Consider the following 15299-nt stretch of genomic DNA (forward strand, 5'->3'; position numbering starts at 1 on the left):
CCCGCCCGACCGGCCGAGCGGGTGGCGGCGCCGGAAGTACTCGGGGAAGATGGCCGCCATGCATGATCCGGTTGCCGCCCCGACCGCCTCGCCGACCGTCGCCCGCGCCTCCGGTTCGCTGTTCGGGCTGGCCTACGGTGACGCGCTCGGTGCGCCGACCGAGTTCCTGCCGGTCGCCGAGATCCAGCGGCGGTACGGCCCGAGCGGCCCCCGCGACCTGGTCGGGCAGCCGGCCCGGGTCACTGACGACACCCAGATGGGGCTGGCGGTCGGCTGGGCCCTGCACGACGCCGGCCCGGCGGTCACCCCCGAGGTGCTGGAGCCGCTGCTCCGGCAGCGCTTCGTGGCCTGGGCGCAGAGTCCGGAGAACAATCGCGCCCCCGGGATGACCTGCCTGCGCGCCTGCGGCGGGTTGGCCGAGGAGGTGCGCTGGCAGGCCGCGACCATCGCCGACTCGAAGGGCTGCGGCGCCAATATGCGGGTCACCCCGGTCGGCCTGGTCCCCGACTACGACCTGGAGACTCTCGCCGGAGTCGCCCAGTTGCAGGCCGGACTGACCCACGGGCACCCGACCGGGCTCGCGGCGAGCGAGCTGACCGCGTACGCGGTCCGGGTGCTGCGGGACGGCGCCGCGCTGACCGAGCTGCCCGGCCTGCTGCGGGAGCGGGCCGTACGACAGCGCACCGTCTACCGGGCGGACTGGCTCGGCGACCTGTGGCAGCGGCCCGCCGTCGACGACCCGGTCACCTTCATCGCCCGGGGCTGGGACGAGTGCCTCGGCGTGCTCGACGCACTCGACGCGGCGTTGGCCGGGCCCGACGACGGCACCGATCCGTGCGCGGCCACCGGTGCGGGCTGGATCGCCGAGGAGGCGCTGGCCACCGCCCTGCTCTGTGCGATCCGGCACGCCGACGACCCGGTGTCGGCGCTGGCCCGGGCCGCCACCACCTCCGGCGACTCGGACTCCATCGCCTGCCTGGCCGGCGCGTTCGTCGGTGCGGCGTACGGGATGGCGGGCTGGCCCGCCGACTGGCCCGACCGGATCGAGTACGCCGACCAGCTCAGCACCCTCGGCGCCACCTGGGACTGAGCCGCCCACCTCGCTGTGCGTGTCGGGCCCGGCGGTTACGTTTGCGGGGAGGTACGAGGAGGTCGAGGTGTCCGAGGAAGCGATCCCGCAGCAGGTCGGGCCCGAACAGGAGGCGGCGGCCGGGGCGGAGCCGACCGCCGGGGCGCGGGACCGGCACGCCGAGCTGAGCACCGAGATCACCGACCACCAGTACCGGTACTACGTGCTCGACGCGCCGATCGTCTCGGACGCCGAGTTCGACACGCTGCTGCGCGAGCTGGAGGCGCTGGAGGAGCGCTATCCGGCACTGCGTACCCCGGAGTCGCCGACCCAGCGGGTCGGCGGCACCTTCTCGACGCTCTTCACCCCGGTGCCGCACATCGAGCGGATGATGTCGCTGGACAACGCCTTCACCCAGGAACAGTTGACGGGTTGGGTGGAGCGGATCGAGCGGGACGCCGGCGGCCCGGTGGACTACCTCTGCGAGCTGAAGGTCGACGGGCTGGCCATCAACCTCACCTACGAGCGGGGCCGGCTGGTCCGGGCCGCCACCCGGGGCGACACCCGGATCGGCGAGGACGTCACCGTCAACGTACGCACTCTGCGGGAGGTGCCGGAGCGGCTCACCGACGGCACCGATCCGGTGCCCGAGCTGCTGGAGGTGCGGGGCGAGATCTACTTCCCGGTGGCCGCCTTCGCCGATCTGAACGCGGGGCTGGTCGAGCAGGGGAAGCCGCCGTTCGCCAACCCACGCAACGCGGCGGCGGGCAGCCTTCGCCAGAAGGATCCCCGGATCACGGCGAGCCGGCCGCTGCGGCTGGTCGTACACGGGCTGGGGGCGCGGCAGGGGTTCGCGCCGGTGGCCCAGTCCGAGGCGTACGCGGCGCTGCGCGGCTGGGGGCTGCCGACGAGCGACCGCTGGCGGGTGGTGCCGGACCTGGCCGGCATCCAGGACTACATCGAGTACTACGCCCAGCACCGGCACGACGTCGAGCACGAGATCGACGGGGTGGTGGTCAAGGTCGACCCGGTCGCCATCCAGGGCCGGCTCGGCTCGACCAGCCGGGCGCCCCGCTGGGCGATCGCCTTCAAGTACCCGCCGGAGGAGGTCACCACCGAACTGCTCGACATCGAGGTCAACGTTGGCCGGACCGGCCGGGTGACCCCGTTCGCCGAGCTGAAGCCGGTGAAGGTGGCCGGCTCGACGGTGGCTCGGGCGACCCTGCACAACGCGCACGAGGTGGAGCGCAAGGGCGTGCTGATCGGCGACACGGTGGTGATCCGTAAGGCCGGTGACGTGATCCCGGAGGTGCTCGGGCCGATCGTGGAGCTGCGCCCGCCGGACGCCCGCCGGTTCGAGATGCCCACCCGCTGCCCGGCCTGCGGCACCGTGCTGGCGCCGTCCCGGACCGGTGACGTCGACATCCGCTGCCCGAACACCCGGACCTGCCCCGCCCAGCTCCGCGAGCGGATCTTCTATCTGGCCGGCCGGGAGGCACTGGACATCGAGGTACTCGGCTTCAAGGCGGTCGGCGCGCTGCTCGACGCGGGGGTGATCACCGACGAGGGCGACCTCTTCGGTCTGGACGAGGAGCGGCTGGCCCAGGTGCCGTTCTTCGTCAAGAAGGACGGCACGCTGGGCCGGAACGCGCAGAAGCTGCTGGAGAGTCTCGCCGCCGCGAAGGACCGGCCGCTGGCCCGGGTACTGGTGGCGCTCTCGATCCGGCACGTCGGCCCGACCGCGGCCGAGGCGCTGGCCCGGGAGTTCGGCTCGGTCGCCGCGATCGAGGCGGCCGGCGAGGCGGAACTGTCGGCGGTGGACGGTGTCGGGCCGACTATCGCGGTCAGCCTGCGGGAGTGGTTCGACGTGGACTGGCACCGCGAGGTGCTGCGCAAGTGGGCCGAGGCGGGCGTACGGATGGCCGAGGAGCGGGTCGAGCAGGGTCCGCGCCCGCTGGAGGGGCTGACCATGGTGGTGACCGGGACGCTGTCGGGGTACACCCGGGACCGGGCGGCCGAGGAGGTGCGGATCCGGGGCGGCAAGGTCAGCGGGTCCGTCTCGAAGAGGACCGACTTCGTGGTGGTCGGCGACAACCCGGGCTCCAAGGCGGAGAAGGCGGCCGCGCTGAAGGTGCCTATGCTCGACGAGGCCGGCTTCGCGGCGCTGCTCTCGGAGGGTCCGGAGGCGGCGGGTAGGCTCGTAATCAGTGACGATCAGTGATGGGTCAGTCAGCTCTGCGTAACGAAATCATGTGGGCAAGATGCGCCGTATTTCAAGTTAGTCACGACTAGGCCCGATTCGCGTCGGTCGCCCCCCACGCGGCCCGGGTCAGGGCGTTTCATGGGGGGCACGCCGCGCGGCAGCCGCCGCGCCCAGACCGAGAGGCTCGGGAGGTCACATGGAGGCCGCCGTGCTGCGGAACTCCGTCCCTCCAGATCGGACGGCGCCGTTCTTCGGCTTCGTCTGGGCTGTCGTCGGCCTAGCCGTCGGGGTCTCCGCCGTGTCGCTGCTCGCCCTGCCCGGCGAGCTGTCCCGGCTGCCGCTGGCGTTCTGGCTGATGGCGGCCCTCGCGGTCACCTTCGACGCCCGCCCGTTCAGCCCGCACGCCGAACGGCGCAGCATGTCCGTCTTCCCGTCGATCTGCTTCACCTTCGCCATCGCCCTGGAGTGGGGGCCGGGGCCGGCCATCGCGGTGCAGGCCGCCGCCGTGCTGGTCTCCGGCTGGCGGATGCGGTACGCGCCGTGGCGCACGATCTTCAACATCGCCCAGTACGCCTGCGCGCTCGCCGCCGCCGACGCGGTCGTCCGGCTCGTGCCCGGCGACGGGTTCGGATCGACCGGCCGGCTCCGGCCGCTCGACGTGCTGGTCGCGATCGGCGCGGCGGGCGCCTGGCTGACCGTCAACCACGGCCTGGTGGCCAGCGCCGTCCGGCTGCGCTTCGGCGGTCGGTGGTGGACCCGGATCCGGCAGGGGCTCGGCTTCGAGCTGCTCGCCACCGGGTCGCTGCTGCTGCTCGCCCCGGTGCTGGTCGCCGCCGCCCGGACCAGCCCGGCGCTGGTACCGATGATGGTGCTGCCGCTCTACGCGGTCTCCCGGATGGCCCGGCTCTCCGCCGAGCGGGAACAGCTCGCCCGGCAGGACCCGCTGACCGGGTTGGCCAACCGCGAGGCGTTGCTCGCCGAGGTGACCGAGCAGGTGGCGGTGCACGCCGAGCTGGCCGGCAAGCAGGCGCCCGGGGGGCAGTTGGCGCTGCTCCTGCTCGACCTCGACCGGTTCAAGCACGTCAACGACGCCCTCGGGCACGCCGTGGGGGACCGGCTGCTGGTCGAGGTCGCCGCCCGGCTGACCACGGCGGTACGCCCACCGGACGTGATCGCCCGGCTCGGCGGGGACGAGTTCGCGATTCTGGCCACCCGGCTCGACGGGGTGGCGGACGCCCGGCGGGTCGCCGACCGGGTCGTCGGGGAACTGGTCGACCCGGTGCCGCTGGACGGGCTGCCGCTGGACGTCGGGGGCTCGATCGGGATCGCGCTCTATCCCGAGCACGGCGCGGACTTCGCCACCCTGATGCGGCACGCCGACGTGGCGATGTACGACGCCAAGCACCGGGGCGACCCGGTGGCGGTCTACGCCGCCGAGTCCGACCACAACTCGGCCGAGCGGCTGAGTCTGCTGGCCGATTTGCGCCGGGTACTCGAGACCGGGGCCGACGACGCCGGTGAGATCACCCTCTACTACCAGCCGCAGATCGCGATCGCCACCGGCGAGGTGGTCGGGGTGGAGGCGCTGCTGCGCTGGCGGCACCCCCGGCGCGGCATGGTCGACCCGGAGGAGCTGATCCGGGTCGCCGAGCAGAGCGCCGTGATGCGGCTGCTGACCCGCCGGGTCGTCGACGACGTGGTGGAGCAGCTCGCGAAGTGGTCCGCCGCCGGGCTGGAGCTGCGGGCGGCGGTCAACGTCAGCGTCCGCGACCTGCACACCGGGGAGATCGCCGACCAGATCGCGGAGCGGCTCGCCCAGTACGCCGTACCGCCGTCCCGGATCCAGTTGGAGATGACCGAGGGCGCGTTGATGGCCGACCCGCGCCGGGTGCTGGCCACCATCTCCCGGCTGGACCGGATCGGGGTGGCGATCTCCCTCGATGACTTCGGCACCGGTTACTCGTCTATGCAGCACCTGCGGCGGCTGCCGCTGGCCGAGGTGAAGGTCGACCGGTCCTTCGTACTCGGAATGGTGGCCGACGCCGACGATGCCGCGATCGTCCGGTCGGTGATCGAGCTGGCCGGTGCCCTGGGGCTGCGGGTCGTCGCCGAGGGGGTGGAGGACGAGCGCACCTGGCGGCTGTTGCACGAGGCCGGCTGCGAGGCCGCGCAGGGCTGGTTCTTCGCCCGGCCGATGCCGGCCGAGGACCTGGTCACCTGGCTCGCCCGGTACCGGCCGGTCAGCCCCGCCGCCCGGCTCGGCACCGGCGGGTCCGGCCCGGCCGGCGCGGAGCGGCCCGGCTCCGGTGCCCGGACCGAGCGGAACGGCGGCCCGGGTGAACAGGACGGCGACCGGGCGGTGCGGAACGCCGACCCGGCCGGGACGCGGAACGCCGACCCGACGGCAACGCGGAACGGCAACGGTGCAGTGCAGCACGGCGAGCGACCCGGGCAGCCGGACCGGCCCGCCGGGGTGGACGCTCCGACGACCGAGCTGGACGTGCTGGCCGCGCCGGTCGATCCGGCCGCGCCGGTGACGAGGCCCGGTGGTCCGGCGAAGGCCGAGGCGGCGGCCCGGCTGCACCCGAGCGTGGAGTGAACCGGCTCCCGCAGGGGAGTCGGGGGCGGCGGCGCTCGGGGTGACAAATAGACTCGCTCAGGTCACGGCGCGCGTGCCACGCTGCGCCGGGAAAGTCGACGGCGGAAGCCGCATAGACGTCAAGGCATGAAGGGGGCACCGATGTCCGCCATCTCCCGCGAGGAGGTCGCGCACCTGGCGCGACTGTCGCGGCTCGCCGTCACCGAGGAGGAGCTGGACACCTTCGCCGGCCAGCTCGACGTGATCCTCCAGGCCGTCGCGCGGGTCGGCGAGGTGGCCGCCGCCGACATCCCGCCCACCTCGCACTCGGTGCCGCTGACCAACGTGCTCCGCGACGACGTGGTGGTGCCCGGGCTGACCCGGGCGGAGGCGCTCTCCGGGGCACCGGACAGCGAGGAGGACCGGTTCCGGGTGCCGCGCATCCTGGACGAGGACGAGCCGCCCAGCCCGCGCGGTGAGGGCCCGGCGGAAGGGAAAGCGTGACCACCATGGCTGACGTGACCAGGATGACCGCGACCGAGATCGCGGCCCTCATCGCCGGCGGCGAGGCGTCCGCGGTCGAGGTGACCCAGGCGCACCTGGACCGGATCGCCGCGGTCGACGACCGGGTGCACGCCTTCCTGCACGTCGACAGCGACGGTGCGCTGGAGGCGGCCCGCGCGGTCGACGCGAAGCGAGCCGCCGGGGAGGAGCTGGGCCCGCTGGCCGGGGTGCCGGTGGCGGTCAAGGACGTGCTCACCGCCAAGGGCGTACCGACCACGGTCGGGTCGAAGATCCTCCAGGGGTGGCGCCCGCCGTACGACTCGACGATCGTGCGCCGGCTGCGCGCCGCCGGCACGGTGATGCTGGGCAAGACCAACATGGACGAGTTCGCGATGGGCTCGTCGACGGAATACTCGGCGTACGGGCCGACGGGCAACCCGTGGGACCTGAGCCGGATTCCGGGCGGCTCCGGCGGGGGCAGCTCGGCCGCGTTGGCCGCGTACGAGGCGCCGCTGGCGATCGGCTCGGACACCGGTGGCTCGATCCGGCAGCCGGGGGCGGTGACCGGCACCGTCGGGGCGAAGCCGACCTACGGCGGCACGTCGCGATACGGGCTCGTCGCCTTCTCGTCGTCGCTGGACACCCCGGGCCCGTGCGCGCGTACCGTGCTGGACGCGGCGCTGCTGCACGAGGTGATCGGCGGGCACGACCCGCGCGACTCCACCTCGATCCCGGCGCCGGTGCCGGACGTGGTCGCCGCCGCCAGGGCCGGCGCCGGCGGCGACCTGACCGGAGTCAGGCTGGGGCTGGTCACCGAGTTCTCCGGCGAGGGCGCTGAGCCGGGGGTGATGGCCGCGTTCCGGGACGCCGTCGACGCGCTGACCAAGCTCGGTGCCGAGGTCGTCGAGGTCTCCTGCCCGCACTTCCAGTACGCGCTGCCGGCCTACTACCTGATCGCGCCGAGCGAGTGCTCGTCGAACCTGGCCCGCTTCGACGGGGTGCGGTTCGGGCTGCGGGTCGGTGACGACGGCGTGCACTCGCTGGAGGAGGTCATGTCGCTGACCCGGGACGCCGGCTTCGGCCCCGAGGTCAAGCGGCGGATCATGCTCGGCACGTACGCGCTCTCGTCCGGCTACTACGACGCCTACTACGGGCAGGCGCAGAAGGTGCGTACCCTGATCACCCGCGACTTCACCGCCGCGTTCGAGCAGGCCGACGTGCTGATCTCCCCGACGACGCCGTTCGTGGCGTTCCCGTTCGGCTCGCGCACCTCGGACCCCTACCAGATGTACCTGGCCGACCTCTTCACCATCCCGACCAACCTCTACGGCGGCCCGGGCATCTCGGTGCCGTGCGGGCTCTCCGAGGGGCTGCCGGTGGGCCTGCAGATCATGGCGCCGACGATGGCGGACGACCGGATGTACCGGGTCGGCGCCGCGCTGGAGTCGGTGATCGGCACCCTCACCCCGCCGGAGCTCTGACACAGGGACGCAACGAGACCGGCCATTGGCGAGGGAGGGAGATCGATGGCACTCGGCTCCACCGGCCCGGCCCGGACCGCCGAGACCTACCCGGTCCCGGCGCTGATGATGGCCTGGGGGCGCGGCTGGGCGGTCTCCCGGGGGACGTCCGCGCCGGTCGAGGTGCCCGGCGGCTTCCGGGTCGACGTCGGCCTGCCGGGCCATCGGGTACGCCACGTCCTGCACACCTACGACGCCGACGCGCTCGGCCGGCTCGGTCGGGAACTGACCGCTCCGGGCACCTGGATCAAGGTGAGTGGGGATCCGGCCGAGTTCTGGGCCGCCCTGCCCGAGGGGTGGACGATGGGCCCGGCCGGATACCTGATGAGCGTGCGGTTCCGCGCGGAGCCGGTCCGGCCGCCGGCGCCGTACACGGTCCAGGTCGATACCGAGCCCGGCGGCGAGGTGGTCGTCGCGACGGTGCGGGACGGTGCAGGCGGCAGGGCCGCGTGGGGGCGGCTGGCGCCGGCCGGGGAGTTCGGCATCGTCGACAAGGTCGAGACCGAGGCGGCACACCGGCGACGCGGCCTGGGCGCTGTGCTGATGCGTACCCTCGCGGCGCGGGCGGCGGCGGGCGGGCTGCGTACCGGAATCCTGGTTGCCACCGACGACGGACGGGCCCTCTACCGGATCCTCGGCTGGGTCGTCCGCTCCGACGTGCCCGCGGCGTACCGCCCGGAGGTTCACCCCGGATAGGGGCTGTCGAGGCGCCCGCTGCGCAGGGCGCTCGCCCACCAGGTCAGCTCGTCGAGAATCGTCTCGGCGGCCTGCCGGGTGGCTGCGTCCACGGTGAGCACACCGTCGCGGCCGACGAGACTCCAGGGTGCGGTCGGCGCGGCGCAGTTGCGGGTGGTGGCGGCGTACAGCTCGGCGAAGACCGGGCGCAACTGTTCGGCGGCCCGGATGCCACCAGATCCGGCGCCGTAGCAGACGAAGGCGACGGGCTTGAAACGCAACGAATGTTGAGGTCAAGCCTTCCGGGTATCGCAGGCGTCGCGAGTGTCGCCGCCGTTGCGGACGTGCAGCCGGAGATGTCGGTCGGGCTGGCCATAATCGAACGCATGCCGGACCGAGGACCGCCGCCGGAGGGGCCGGCGCAGGACACCGTGACGCTGTGGCGGCCGACCGGACAGGCCGAACTGGACCTGGTGGCAGCCTCGGGTTGGCGGGCCTGGCCGGCGCGGCTGCCCGAGCAACCGATCTTCTACCCGGTTCTCAGCCGCGGCTACGCCACCAGGATCACCCGGGAGTGGAACGTCCCTGCCGGCGGCGTCGGGTACGTCACCTCGTTCCAGGTACGCCGGCAGTTCCTCGACCGCTATCCGGTACGGCAGGTGGGCGGCGACGACATTCGCGAGTACTGGATCCCGGCCGAGGAACTGGCCGAGTTCAACGCGAACATCGTGGGTGCGATCGTCGAGCAGGCGGACTACCGGGGGCCGGTGCCGGCCGAGGAGTTCGGCGTGGCGGAGTCGCTCGGGGCCGTGCTCCCCGCCGCCTGGCGCGACTACCTGCGGAGCGAGTCGTGGTTCCACCGTGGCTGGCTGCCCAGCGGGTGCTACCTCTGGCTCTACCCACCGCACGAGTCGGTCGAACTTCTCGACGCCTGGGGCGAGGAGGCCGCCGCCAACCATCCCGGTGTCGCGATCATCGGTGGCGACGGCTCACGGGAGCATCTTGTGCTGGATCTTCGGCAGGATCCGGTACCGGTGCTGTTGGTCGACATCAGCAGTGCGGGCTGGGCGGAGGCGATCCCCCAGGCCGACGACGTCGGTTCCTTCGTCGAGCGGGTCGAGTCAGGTCAGTTCGACATCACCTGGGACGAAGCCTGAGGGCGCGAGCTGGCGGGCCGGCCCGGCGTCCAGTCGTGTCCAACCAGGTCCAGGATGCCCGGCGACACCGCTGGACATCGGTGACCCTCTTCCTCAGTAGCCGCGCCGGCGGGGCCGGCGCAGGTGTCTACCGAGGAGGAGCCAGGCCATGAGAGTTTTAGCGGAGCGGGCCACCTGGGCAACAACGGTGGCGATCGCGCTGGTGACGGCAGCGGTACCCGCGCTGGTACTGAGCCAGTCGGCGAGCGCCGCACCCGCACCGGGTCTGGACCCGGGCGCGACCGCGGAGGCGTGGGTGGCCGGTCGGGCCGCGTACGGGCCGGGCGTCACCGAGCACCAGGCGATCGTGGCGTACTGGACGCCGGAGCGGATGCGGGCGGCGCGGCCGGTCGAGGAGTCACCCGCCTACCAACAGGCGGTCAAGCGGTACGTCGACAGTGGACAGGCCGCCGGCCAGGCGGTCGACCGGGGTGCCCGGCTGACGGTCCCGCCGACCGCCGGTGAACTGGGTACCCCGAACGCCGGTCCGGTGCCGGCGGCGTTGAACCCGAACTTCGCCTCCAACCACCCGACCGCGCGCACCAGTGGCAAGGTCTTCTTCACCCTGGCCACCGGCAACTTCGTCTGCTCCGGCACGGTGGTCAACTCCGAGGGTCAGGACACCGTCTGGACCGCCGGGCACTGTACCCACCCCGGCGGCCCGGGTGGCGCGCCGGCCACCAACTGGGCCTTCGTGCCCGCGTTCGACGACGACCTCGCCAACCCCCGGCCGTTCGGCACCTGGACCGCGTCCCGGCTGTTCCCGGCGCCGGGCTGGACCGCCAGCTCGAACTTCAACGAGGACATGGCGGTGGCGGTCATGAACACGCTCAACGGCCAGCACATCGTCGCCCGGCTCGGCGGCCAGGGCCTAGACGTGAACCGGGGCCTGAACGTCCCGATCAACGCCTTCGGCTACCCGCAGGAGGCGCCCTTCGACGGCGGCAACCTGATGCGCTGCTCCGGCACCTCGCAGCCGGAGTCCGCCGGCGCCACCCAGACGATCCGGATCCCCTGCGACATGACCCGGGGCTCCAGCGGCGGCGGCTGGCTGCTCAACTGGGACGGCAACTTCGGCTTCCTGTACGGCGTCAACAGCCGGATCGACCGGATCGTCAACCCGACGATCATGATCTCGCCGTTCTTCGACAACACCGCGCTGAACCTCTACAACCAGACCAGGAACCTCTGATCGTCCGGGCGGTCGCTGTCTGACCGACGCTGTCCGGGGTGGGCCGGTGGACCGGCCGCCCCGGGCAGTGCCGTGTTATCGGGCCATCACCGGCTGCCGCTGGTTCCGGCCGAGGAACTCGCGGATGTGTCCGACGATCTCGTCGACGTGGGTCTCCAACGCGAAGTGGCCGGTGTCGAGCAGGTGGATCTCGGCGTCCGGCAGGTCCCGCTGGAAGGCGCGGGCACCGTCCGGGCCGAAGATCGGGTCGTTGGCGCCCCAGACCGCGAGCAGCGGCACCCGGGTCTGCCGGAAGCACTCCTGGGCCCGTGGATAGAGGTCGATGTTCGTCTGGTAGTCCCGGAAGAGCTGGAGTTGGTTGTCGTGGTTGCCGGGCCGGCCGAGCACCTCCATCGCGTGGTGCCAGGCGTCCGGGCTGGCCAGGCTGACGTCCGGCACCCCGGTCTCGTACTGCGCCCGGACCTCCGGCTCGGTGAAGGCCCGCCGGGCGGCGGCCTCGTTCTCCGGTCCGGGATCCTGTGCGTACGCGAAGAGCGGCTTCCAGAACTTCTCGACGAACCCCTCCTGGTACGCGTTCCCGCTCTGGCTGATGATCGCCGATATGCTCTCCGGCCGGCGCAGCAGCAGCCGCAGCGCTATCGGCGCACCGTAGTCCTGCATGTAGACGGCGTACCGGCGGATGTCGAGCTGGTCCAGCAGCCCCATGGTCACGTCGGTGAGCGCGTCGAAGGTGTACGGGAAGTCGCCCAGCGGCGGGACGGAGGAGTAGCCGAACCCGATGTGGTCCGGCGCCACCAGGTGGTAGTCGTCGGCCAGCGCCGGGATCAGGTGCCGGAACATGTGGGAACTGGTCGGGAAGCCGTGCAGCAGGACCAGTGGAGGGGCGTCCGGCGGGCCGGCCTCGCGGTAGAAGACGTCCAAGCCGTCGACCGTCGCGGTCCGGTGGTGTACTCCGCCGATCATCGTTCCTCCTGGATCGCCCCGTCCGATCTGCACCTTTCTCCCCATATTGCCCGCGGCCCTGCCTCCTCCGGGCGGGTATCGACGCTGGCGGACGTACCCGATCCGGTCCGGGAACGGCGGGGCCGGCGCGCCGACGGCGGCCGACCCCGACGGAGCTGGCGGGTCAGGGCTGGAGGAACCACGGACTGGTGTACGCGACACCCCAGTCGTTGCACGGGTGGTTCGCCGGCCCGGGGCTGGCGTTCGGCTGGGTCGGGTCGGAGATCCGCAGCACCACCCAGTGCCCGTCGGCGATGTCGAGCGGCACGGTGAACTGGACGACTCCCCGACCGGCCTCGATGTCGACCACCTCGGGCACCACCGGCGCGTCGCTGCCCGGCCGGAGTACCTGGATCCGCAGCGGCCTGCCCACCCAGTCGGGTCCCCGGTCGAGGTCGACCGAGAAGGTCACGTCGGCCCGGCCGACCGGCAGGACGCCGCCCATCCGGACCCCGTTCGCGGTCGCGTCGAGCCGCAGCCCGGAGACCCGGGTGGCGAAGAACCGGCGGGCCCGCATCGCGGCCAGCACCTCCTGCCGGGTGTTCTGGGTGACCCAGAGCCCGGTCCGGCCCTTGCCCTCCGGGAAGCCCCAGTTGGTGCCGTGCTCGTCGGAGACACCGGTGAGGCCGGGCCGCCAGCCGGCGTTCAGGCAGGCGACCAGCGGAGAGGTCTGGCCGCTGCCCCAGCCGTCGAAGAGGTAGTCGTCGCCCCGGTTGAACATCTCCAGCCCGATCATCGGCTCGCGGACCCCGGCGACGTACCGGAAGTTGTCGAACCGGCCCACCTCGCGCCCGGGATGGTTGAATCCGGCCACCCCGCCGGAACTGCCGATCCAGTCGTAGAGCCGGCTCATGCTCGACGACTGGAGCAGGTCGGTGTAGTTGCCGGTGAACCAGACGTTGACGTGCCCGAGCAGCGGATGCGACCACTCGAAGCCCCGGATCGCGGTGTACTGGCCGGGGTCGTCGGCGGCGTCGGCCAGTTGACCCGTGCGGTCCCACTCCGACCGGGACAGCCCCTCGATGGAGAAGAGCGTGCTGTGGTCGGTGAGCGCGGCGACGTCCAGGCCGGCCTCGCGCATCGAGGCGAAGGCCAGCGCCGGGTCACCGTCGCCGTCGGACATTAGGGTGTGGTTGTGCAGGTCGGCGTGGACCAGCGTGGTGCCCTGGGTGATCAGGGAGGCCCGCGAGGCGCCGGTGCCCGCCGCCCGGTTCGGCCCAGCCGCCCGGGAGGTGGTGGCGGCGTGTGCGGTGCCAGGAGCGGCGGCGAGGGTCAGCAGCCCGCCGGCGGCCGCGATCAGCGTACGCCGGCTGGTACCGGTCGGGGTGTGTCCGGTCTCCGCATGGGTGTGAGTCATGCGGGACAGTGCATACCGTGGCCGGCAACGCGACGGTAGCCGCAGTTGGCCGGACGGTTAAGTCTGTCGATCGCTCAGTGGACCCGAGTAGGTGACGTGGAACCGCGGAGGTGACGGTCACCGGCCCCCGGGGGTTCCCGGCGGTGCGGAGCCGGTCGCCGGGGCCGGCCCGGGCGGCTCCGACCACGCCCGGTGTCAGGCCGGCGCCGGCAGGTGCCGGTGGGCCGGAAGTCGCCCGAATTATTGCCCCTGATCAGCCGCAGGCGGACCAATGGCACCGAAGTGATCTATTAGGGTGCCTTGTCATGACTGGTGGTTCAGGTGACGGGTTCACGGTAGACCCGACAGCACTGGAGACCTTCTCCAAGACCAGCTACGGCCGGGCGGACGACTTCGACGAGGTCCGTGGCCGGCTCCGGGAGGGCGCCGTCGGGCGCTCCTCCTTCGGCATCATGCCCGCCTCGTTCACCCTCTACGACCAGTACGAGTCCTGCCTGGACGAGTGCCTCCAGGCCCTGGCGGACGGGGTCGAGGTGATGGAGGTGATCGCCGACGCGGTCACCGCCGAGCGGGACTCGTACCTGAACAGCGACGCCGCCGCGCAGGCACGGTTCGGCGCCTGACCGGGCACGGCCGCGCCGCCACGGCCGCGCGGCGCACCGAAGACCACGAAGGGGGGCGCAGTGTCGACCGTCGCGCTCGAACGCAGCAAAACCTATTTCGAGCAGTTCGTCGGCTCCGTACCGGAGCCGCTCCAGGGTTTCAGCCGGACCGTGCTGTCGCCATTCGAGCAACTCCTCGAACAGGTGGGCGGCGATCCTGACGACCTGATGCGGGGTGCGGAACGCTGCCTCGCCGCGTCGAACGACGTGCTGGGCATCGCGGCCCAACAGCAGACCGACCGGGCCCAGCTCCAGCCGCCGGCCTGGGGCGGCAGCGCCCAGGAGGCGTTCCAGACCGGGCTGGCCAACGTCGAGGAGACCATCCGGCAACTCGCCGAGGGACTGAACGCGGCCAAGGAGGTCCTGATCGAGGCGGCGAACGCGGCCGTCGACGCGTTCAACCTGCTCTGCGAGCTGATCTTCGAGTTCCTGACCGCCTTCCTGATCGAGGCGATCATCGCCGCCGCCGCGGCGTTCTTCAGCTTCGGCGCGTCGATCGCCGCCTTCGTCGTACGCTGGCTGGCCCGGCTGGCGCTGACACTGGGCCGGGGTGCCCGGATCGTCAGCAAGCTGGTCCGGGTGCTGGTGAAGCTGGCCCGCAAGCTGGACGACGTCAAGGCACTGCTCACCCGCTACCGCCGGCGGGTGATGGAACTGCGCAAGCTGAAGAAGGAATACGCCGTGTGGCGGCAACAGGGCCGTACCGCGCAGGGGCGGGCGATCCTGGCGGAGCACAGTCTCAAGGTCGGCGTGCCCCGGTTCGTCTTCAACCAGATCTCGCCGGTCAACCTGAGCGGGAAGGGCGGTGCGGTGCTGGACACCGCCGTCGGCATGCACGACATCTCGGACGGGACGAAGGACCGCAGCTACGCGACCGACGGCACCTACCGGGCGGACATCGGCCCGTACACCAAGAGCGCGCAGGATCTGATCGACTCGGTGGGCTGACCGGCCGCCCGGCGGACGGTGGCGCACCCGTACCGAAGCGGACGAGGGTAGGAGAGGACGACGTGGCGGAATATCCCGCGCTGGATCGGCTGGAGCAACTCGCGAACGGCCTGGACGGCCTGCAGTTCCAGATGAACCGGCGGATCGAGGAGCTCCAGGCGCAGCCGGTCGAGCTGGAGAGCGAGAGCGGTGCCGTACGGGTGGCGGTCGACCACGGCGGCCGGGTGGACCGGGTCGAGATAACCTCCCGGGGCATGCGGTACAGCCCGGACCAGCTCGGCGCGGAGATCACCGGCACCATCCGGCGGGCGCAGCGGGAGGCGACCCGGCGGTTGCAGGACTCCATGCGGGAGGTACTGGGCAACGCCGCCGACGACTATCCGCTGGGCTGAG

General features: G+C 72.3%; 14 protein-coding genes. 11 read left to right on the forward strand and 3 right to left on the reverse strand.

All coding sequences use genetic code 11. The annotated features are described in order from the left end of the window. Positions 1–58 precede the first annotated feature (58 nt). The 6 genes from R6Y94_RS35110 to R6Y94_RS35135 all read left to right on the forward strand — a co-directional run bounded on the left by R6Y94_RS35110 (position 59) and on the right by R6Y94_RS35135 (position 8570). A complete protein-coding gene (locus R6Y94_RS35110) occupies positions 59–1090 on the forward strand; it encodes an ADP-ribosylglycohydrolase family protein (protein ID WP_318400737.1) in 1032 nt (343 codons plus the stop codon). A gap of 67 nt (positions 1091–1157) precedes the next feature. Further along, on the forward strand, positions 1158–3290 hold the full coding sequence (ligA, locus tag R6Y94_RS35115; protein ID WP_318400738.1) for an NAD-dependent DNA ligase LigA: 2133 nt from the start codon (positions 1158–1160) through the stop codon (positions 3288–3290). Between the two features lie 178 nt (positions 3291–3468). After that, positions 3469–5871, forward strand: coding sequence for a putative bifunctional diguanylate cyclase/phosphodiesterase (locus R6Y94_RS35120; RefSeq protein WP_318400741.1), 2403 nt, complete (start codon positions 3469–3471; stop codon positions 5869–5871). Between the two features lie 141 nt (positions 5872–6012). Then, positions 6013–6354 carry an Asp-tRNA(Asn)/Glu-tRNA(Gln) amidotransferase subunit GatC gene (gatC, locus tag R6Y94_RS35125; protein ID WP_203865007.1) on the forward strand — a complete coding sequence of 114 codons (342 nt, stop codon included), beginning with the start codon at positions 6013–6015 and terminating at the stop codon, positions 6352–6354. A 5-nt stretch (positions 6355–6359) separates the two neighbouring features. After that, positions 6360–7835, forward strand: coding sequence for an Asp-tRNA(Asn)/Glu-tRNA(Gln) amidotransferase subunit GatA (gene gatA, locus R6Y94_RS35130; RefSeq protein WP_318400743.1), 1476 nt, complete (start codon positions 6360–6362; stop codon positions 7833–7835). A gap of 45 nt (positions 7836–7880) precedes the next feature. Then, positions 7881–8570 carry a GNAT family N-acetyltransferase gene (locus R6Y94_RS35135; protein ID WP_318400745.1) on the forward strand — a complete coding sequence of 230 codons (690 nt, stop codon included), beginning with the start codon at positions 7881–7883 and terminating at the stop codon, positions 8568–8570. Here the strand turns inward: R6Y94_RS35135 and R6Y94_RS35140 are convergent. After that, entirely contained in the window at positions 8558–8830 is a 273-nt protein-coding gene (locus R6Y94_RS35140; protein ID WP_318400746.1) for an NADPH-dependent FMN reductase, read from the reverse strand. The genes R6Y94_RS35135 and R6Y94_RS35140 overlap by 13 nt on opposite strands. A gap of 105 nt (positions 8831–8935) precedes the next feature. Between R6Y94_RS35140 and R6Y94_RS45440 the strand changes: the two genes are divergently transcribed. Next, a complete protein-coding gene (locus R6Y94_RS45440; protein WP_412102953.1) occupies positions 8936–9706 on the forward strand; it encodes a hypothetical protein in 771 nt (256 codons plus the stop codon). A gap of 148 nt (positions 9707–9854) precedes the next feature. Continuing rightward, positions 9855–10937 (forward strand): hypothetical protein, encoded by a 1083-nt coding sequence (locus tag R6Y94_RS35150; protein ID WP_318400747.1) that lies wholly within the window; start codon positions 9855–9857, stop codon positions 10935–10937. 75 nt (positions 10938–11012) lie between these two features. Here R6Y94_RS35150 and R6Y94_RS35155 read toward each other — a convergent pair whose 3' ends face one another. Both R6Y94_RS35155 and R6Y94_RS35160 read right to left on the reverse strand, forming a co-directional pair. After that, positions 11013–11900: an alpha/beta fold hydrolase gene (locus tag R6Y94_RS35155; protein ID WP_318400748.1), complete on the reverse strand. Its 888-nt coding sequence runs from the start codon at positions 11898–11900 to the stop codon at positions 11013–11015. Between the two features lie 163 nt (positions 11901–12063). Next, complete coding sequence (locus R6Y94_RS35160) at positions 12064–13296, reverse strand: CehA/McbA family metallohydrolase (RefSeq protein WP_318400749.1); 1233 nt, start codon at positions 13294–13296, stop codon at positions 12064–12066. A gap of 305 nt (positions 13297–13601) precedes the next feature. Here R6Y94_RS35160 and R6Y94_RS35165 point away from each other — a divergent pair, with 305 nt between their 5' ends. The 3 genes from R6Y94_RS35165 (at position 13602) to R6Y94_RS35175 (ending at position 15298) form a co-directional block, all read left to right on the forward strand. After that, positions 13602–13919 carry a hypothetical protein gene (locus R6Y94_RS35165; protein ID WP_318400750.1) on the forward strand — a complete coding sequence of 106 codons (318 nt, stop codon included), beginning with the start codon at positions 13602–13604 and terminating at the stop codon, positions 13917–13919. Between the two features lie 60 nt (positions 13920–13979). After that, positions 13980–14906 carry a WXG100 family type VII secretion target gene (locus tag R6Y94_RS35170; RefSeq protein ID WP_318400751.1) on the forward strand — a complete coding sequence of 309 codons (927 nt, stop codon included), beginning with the start codon at positions 13980–13982 and terminating at the stop codon, positions 14904–14906. Between the two features lie 62 nt (positions 14907–14968). Further along, positions 14969–15298, forward strand: coding sequence for a YbaB/EbfC family nucleoid-associated protein (locus R6Y94_RS35175; protein WP_318400752.1), 330 nt, complete (start codon positions 14969–14971; stop codon positions 15296–15298). Position 15299: the final 1 nt, after the last annotated feature.

The sequence above is a fragment of the Plantactinospora sp. KLBMP9567 genome (assembly GCF_033446045.1).
Classification (GTDB): domain Bacteria; phylum Actinomycetota; class Actinomycetes; order Mycobacteriales; family Micromonosporaceae; genus Plantactinospora.

Bases quoted from the DNA above. Each gene is read 5' to 3' on its own strand.
- gatA (WP_318400743.1), top strand. From the start codon at position 6,360: ATGGCTGACGTGACCAGGATGACCGCGACCGAGATCGCGGCCCTCATC.
- R6Y94_RS45440 (WP_412102953.1), top strand. From the start codon at position 8,936: ATGCCGGACCGAGGACCGCCGCCGGAGGGGCCGGCGCAGGACACCGTG.
- gatC (WP_203865007.1), top strand. From the start codon at position 6,013: ATGTCCGCCATCTCCCGCGAGGAGGTCGCGCACCTGGCGCGACTGTCG.
- R6Y94_RS35155 (WP_318400748.1), bottom strand. From the start codon at position 11,900: ATGATCGGCGGAGTACACCACCGGACCGCGACGGTCGACGGCTTGGAC.
- R6Y94_RS35150 (WP_318400747.1), top strand. From the start codon at position 9,855: ATGAGAGTTTTAGCGGAGCGGGCCACCTGGGCAACAACGGTGGCGATC.
- R6Y94_RS35165 (WP_318400750.1), top strand. From the start codon at position 13,602: ATGACTGGTGGTTCAGGTGACGGGTTCACGGTAGACCCGACAGCACTG.
- R6Y94_RS35110 (WP_318400737.1), top strand. From the start codon at position 59: ATGCATGATCCGGTTGCCGCCCCGACCGCCTCGCCGACCGTCGCCCGC.
- R6Y94_RS35160 (WP_318400749.1), bottom strand. From the start codon at position 13,296: ATGACTCACACCCATGCGGAGACCGGACACACCCCGACCGGTACCAGC.
- R6Y94_RS35120 (WP_318400741.1), top strand. From the start codon at position 3,469: ATGGAGGCCGCCGTGCTGCGGAACTCCGTCCCTCCAGATCGGACGGCG.
- R6Y94_RS35135 (WP_318400745.1), top strand. From the start codon at position 7,881: ATGGCACTCGGCTCCACCGGCCCGGCCCGGACCGCCGAGACCTACCCG.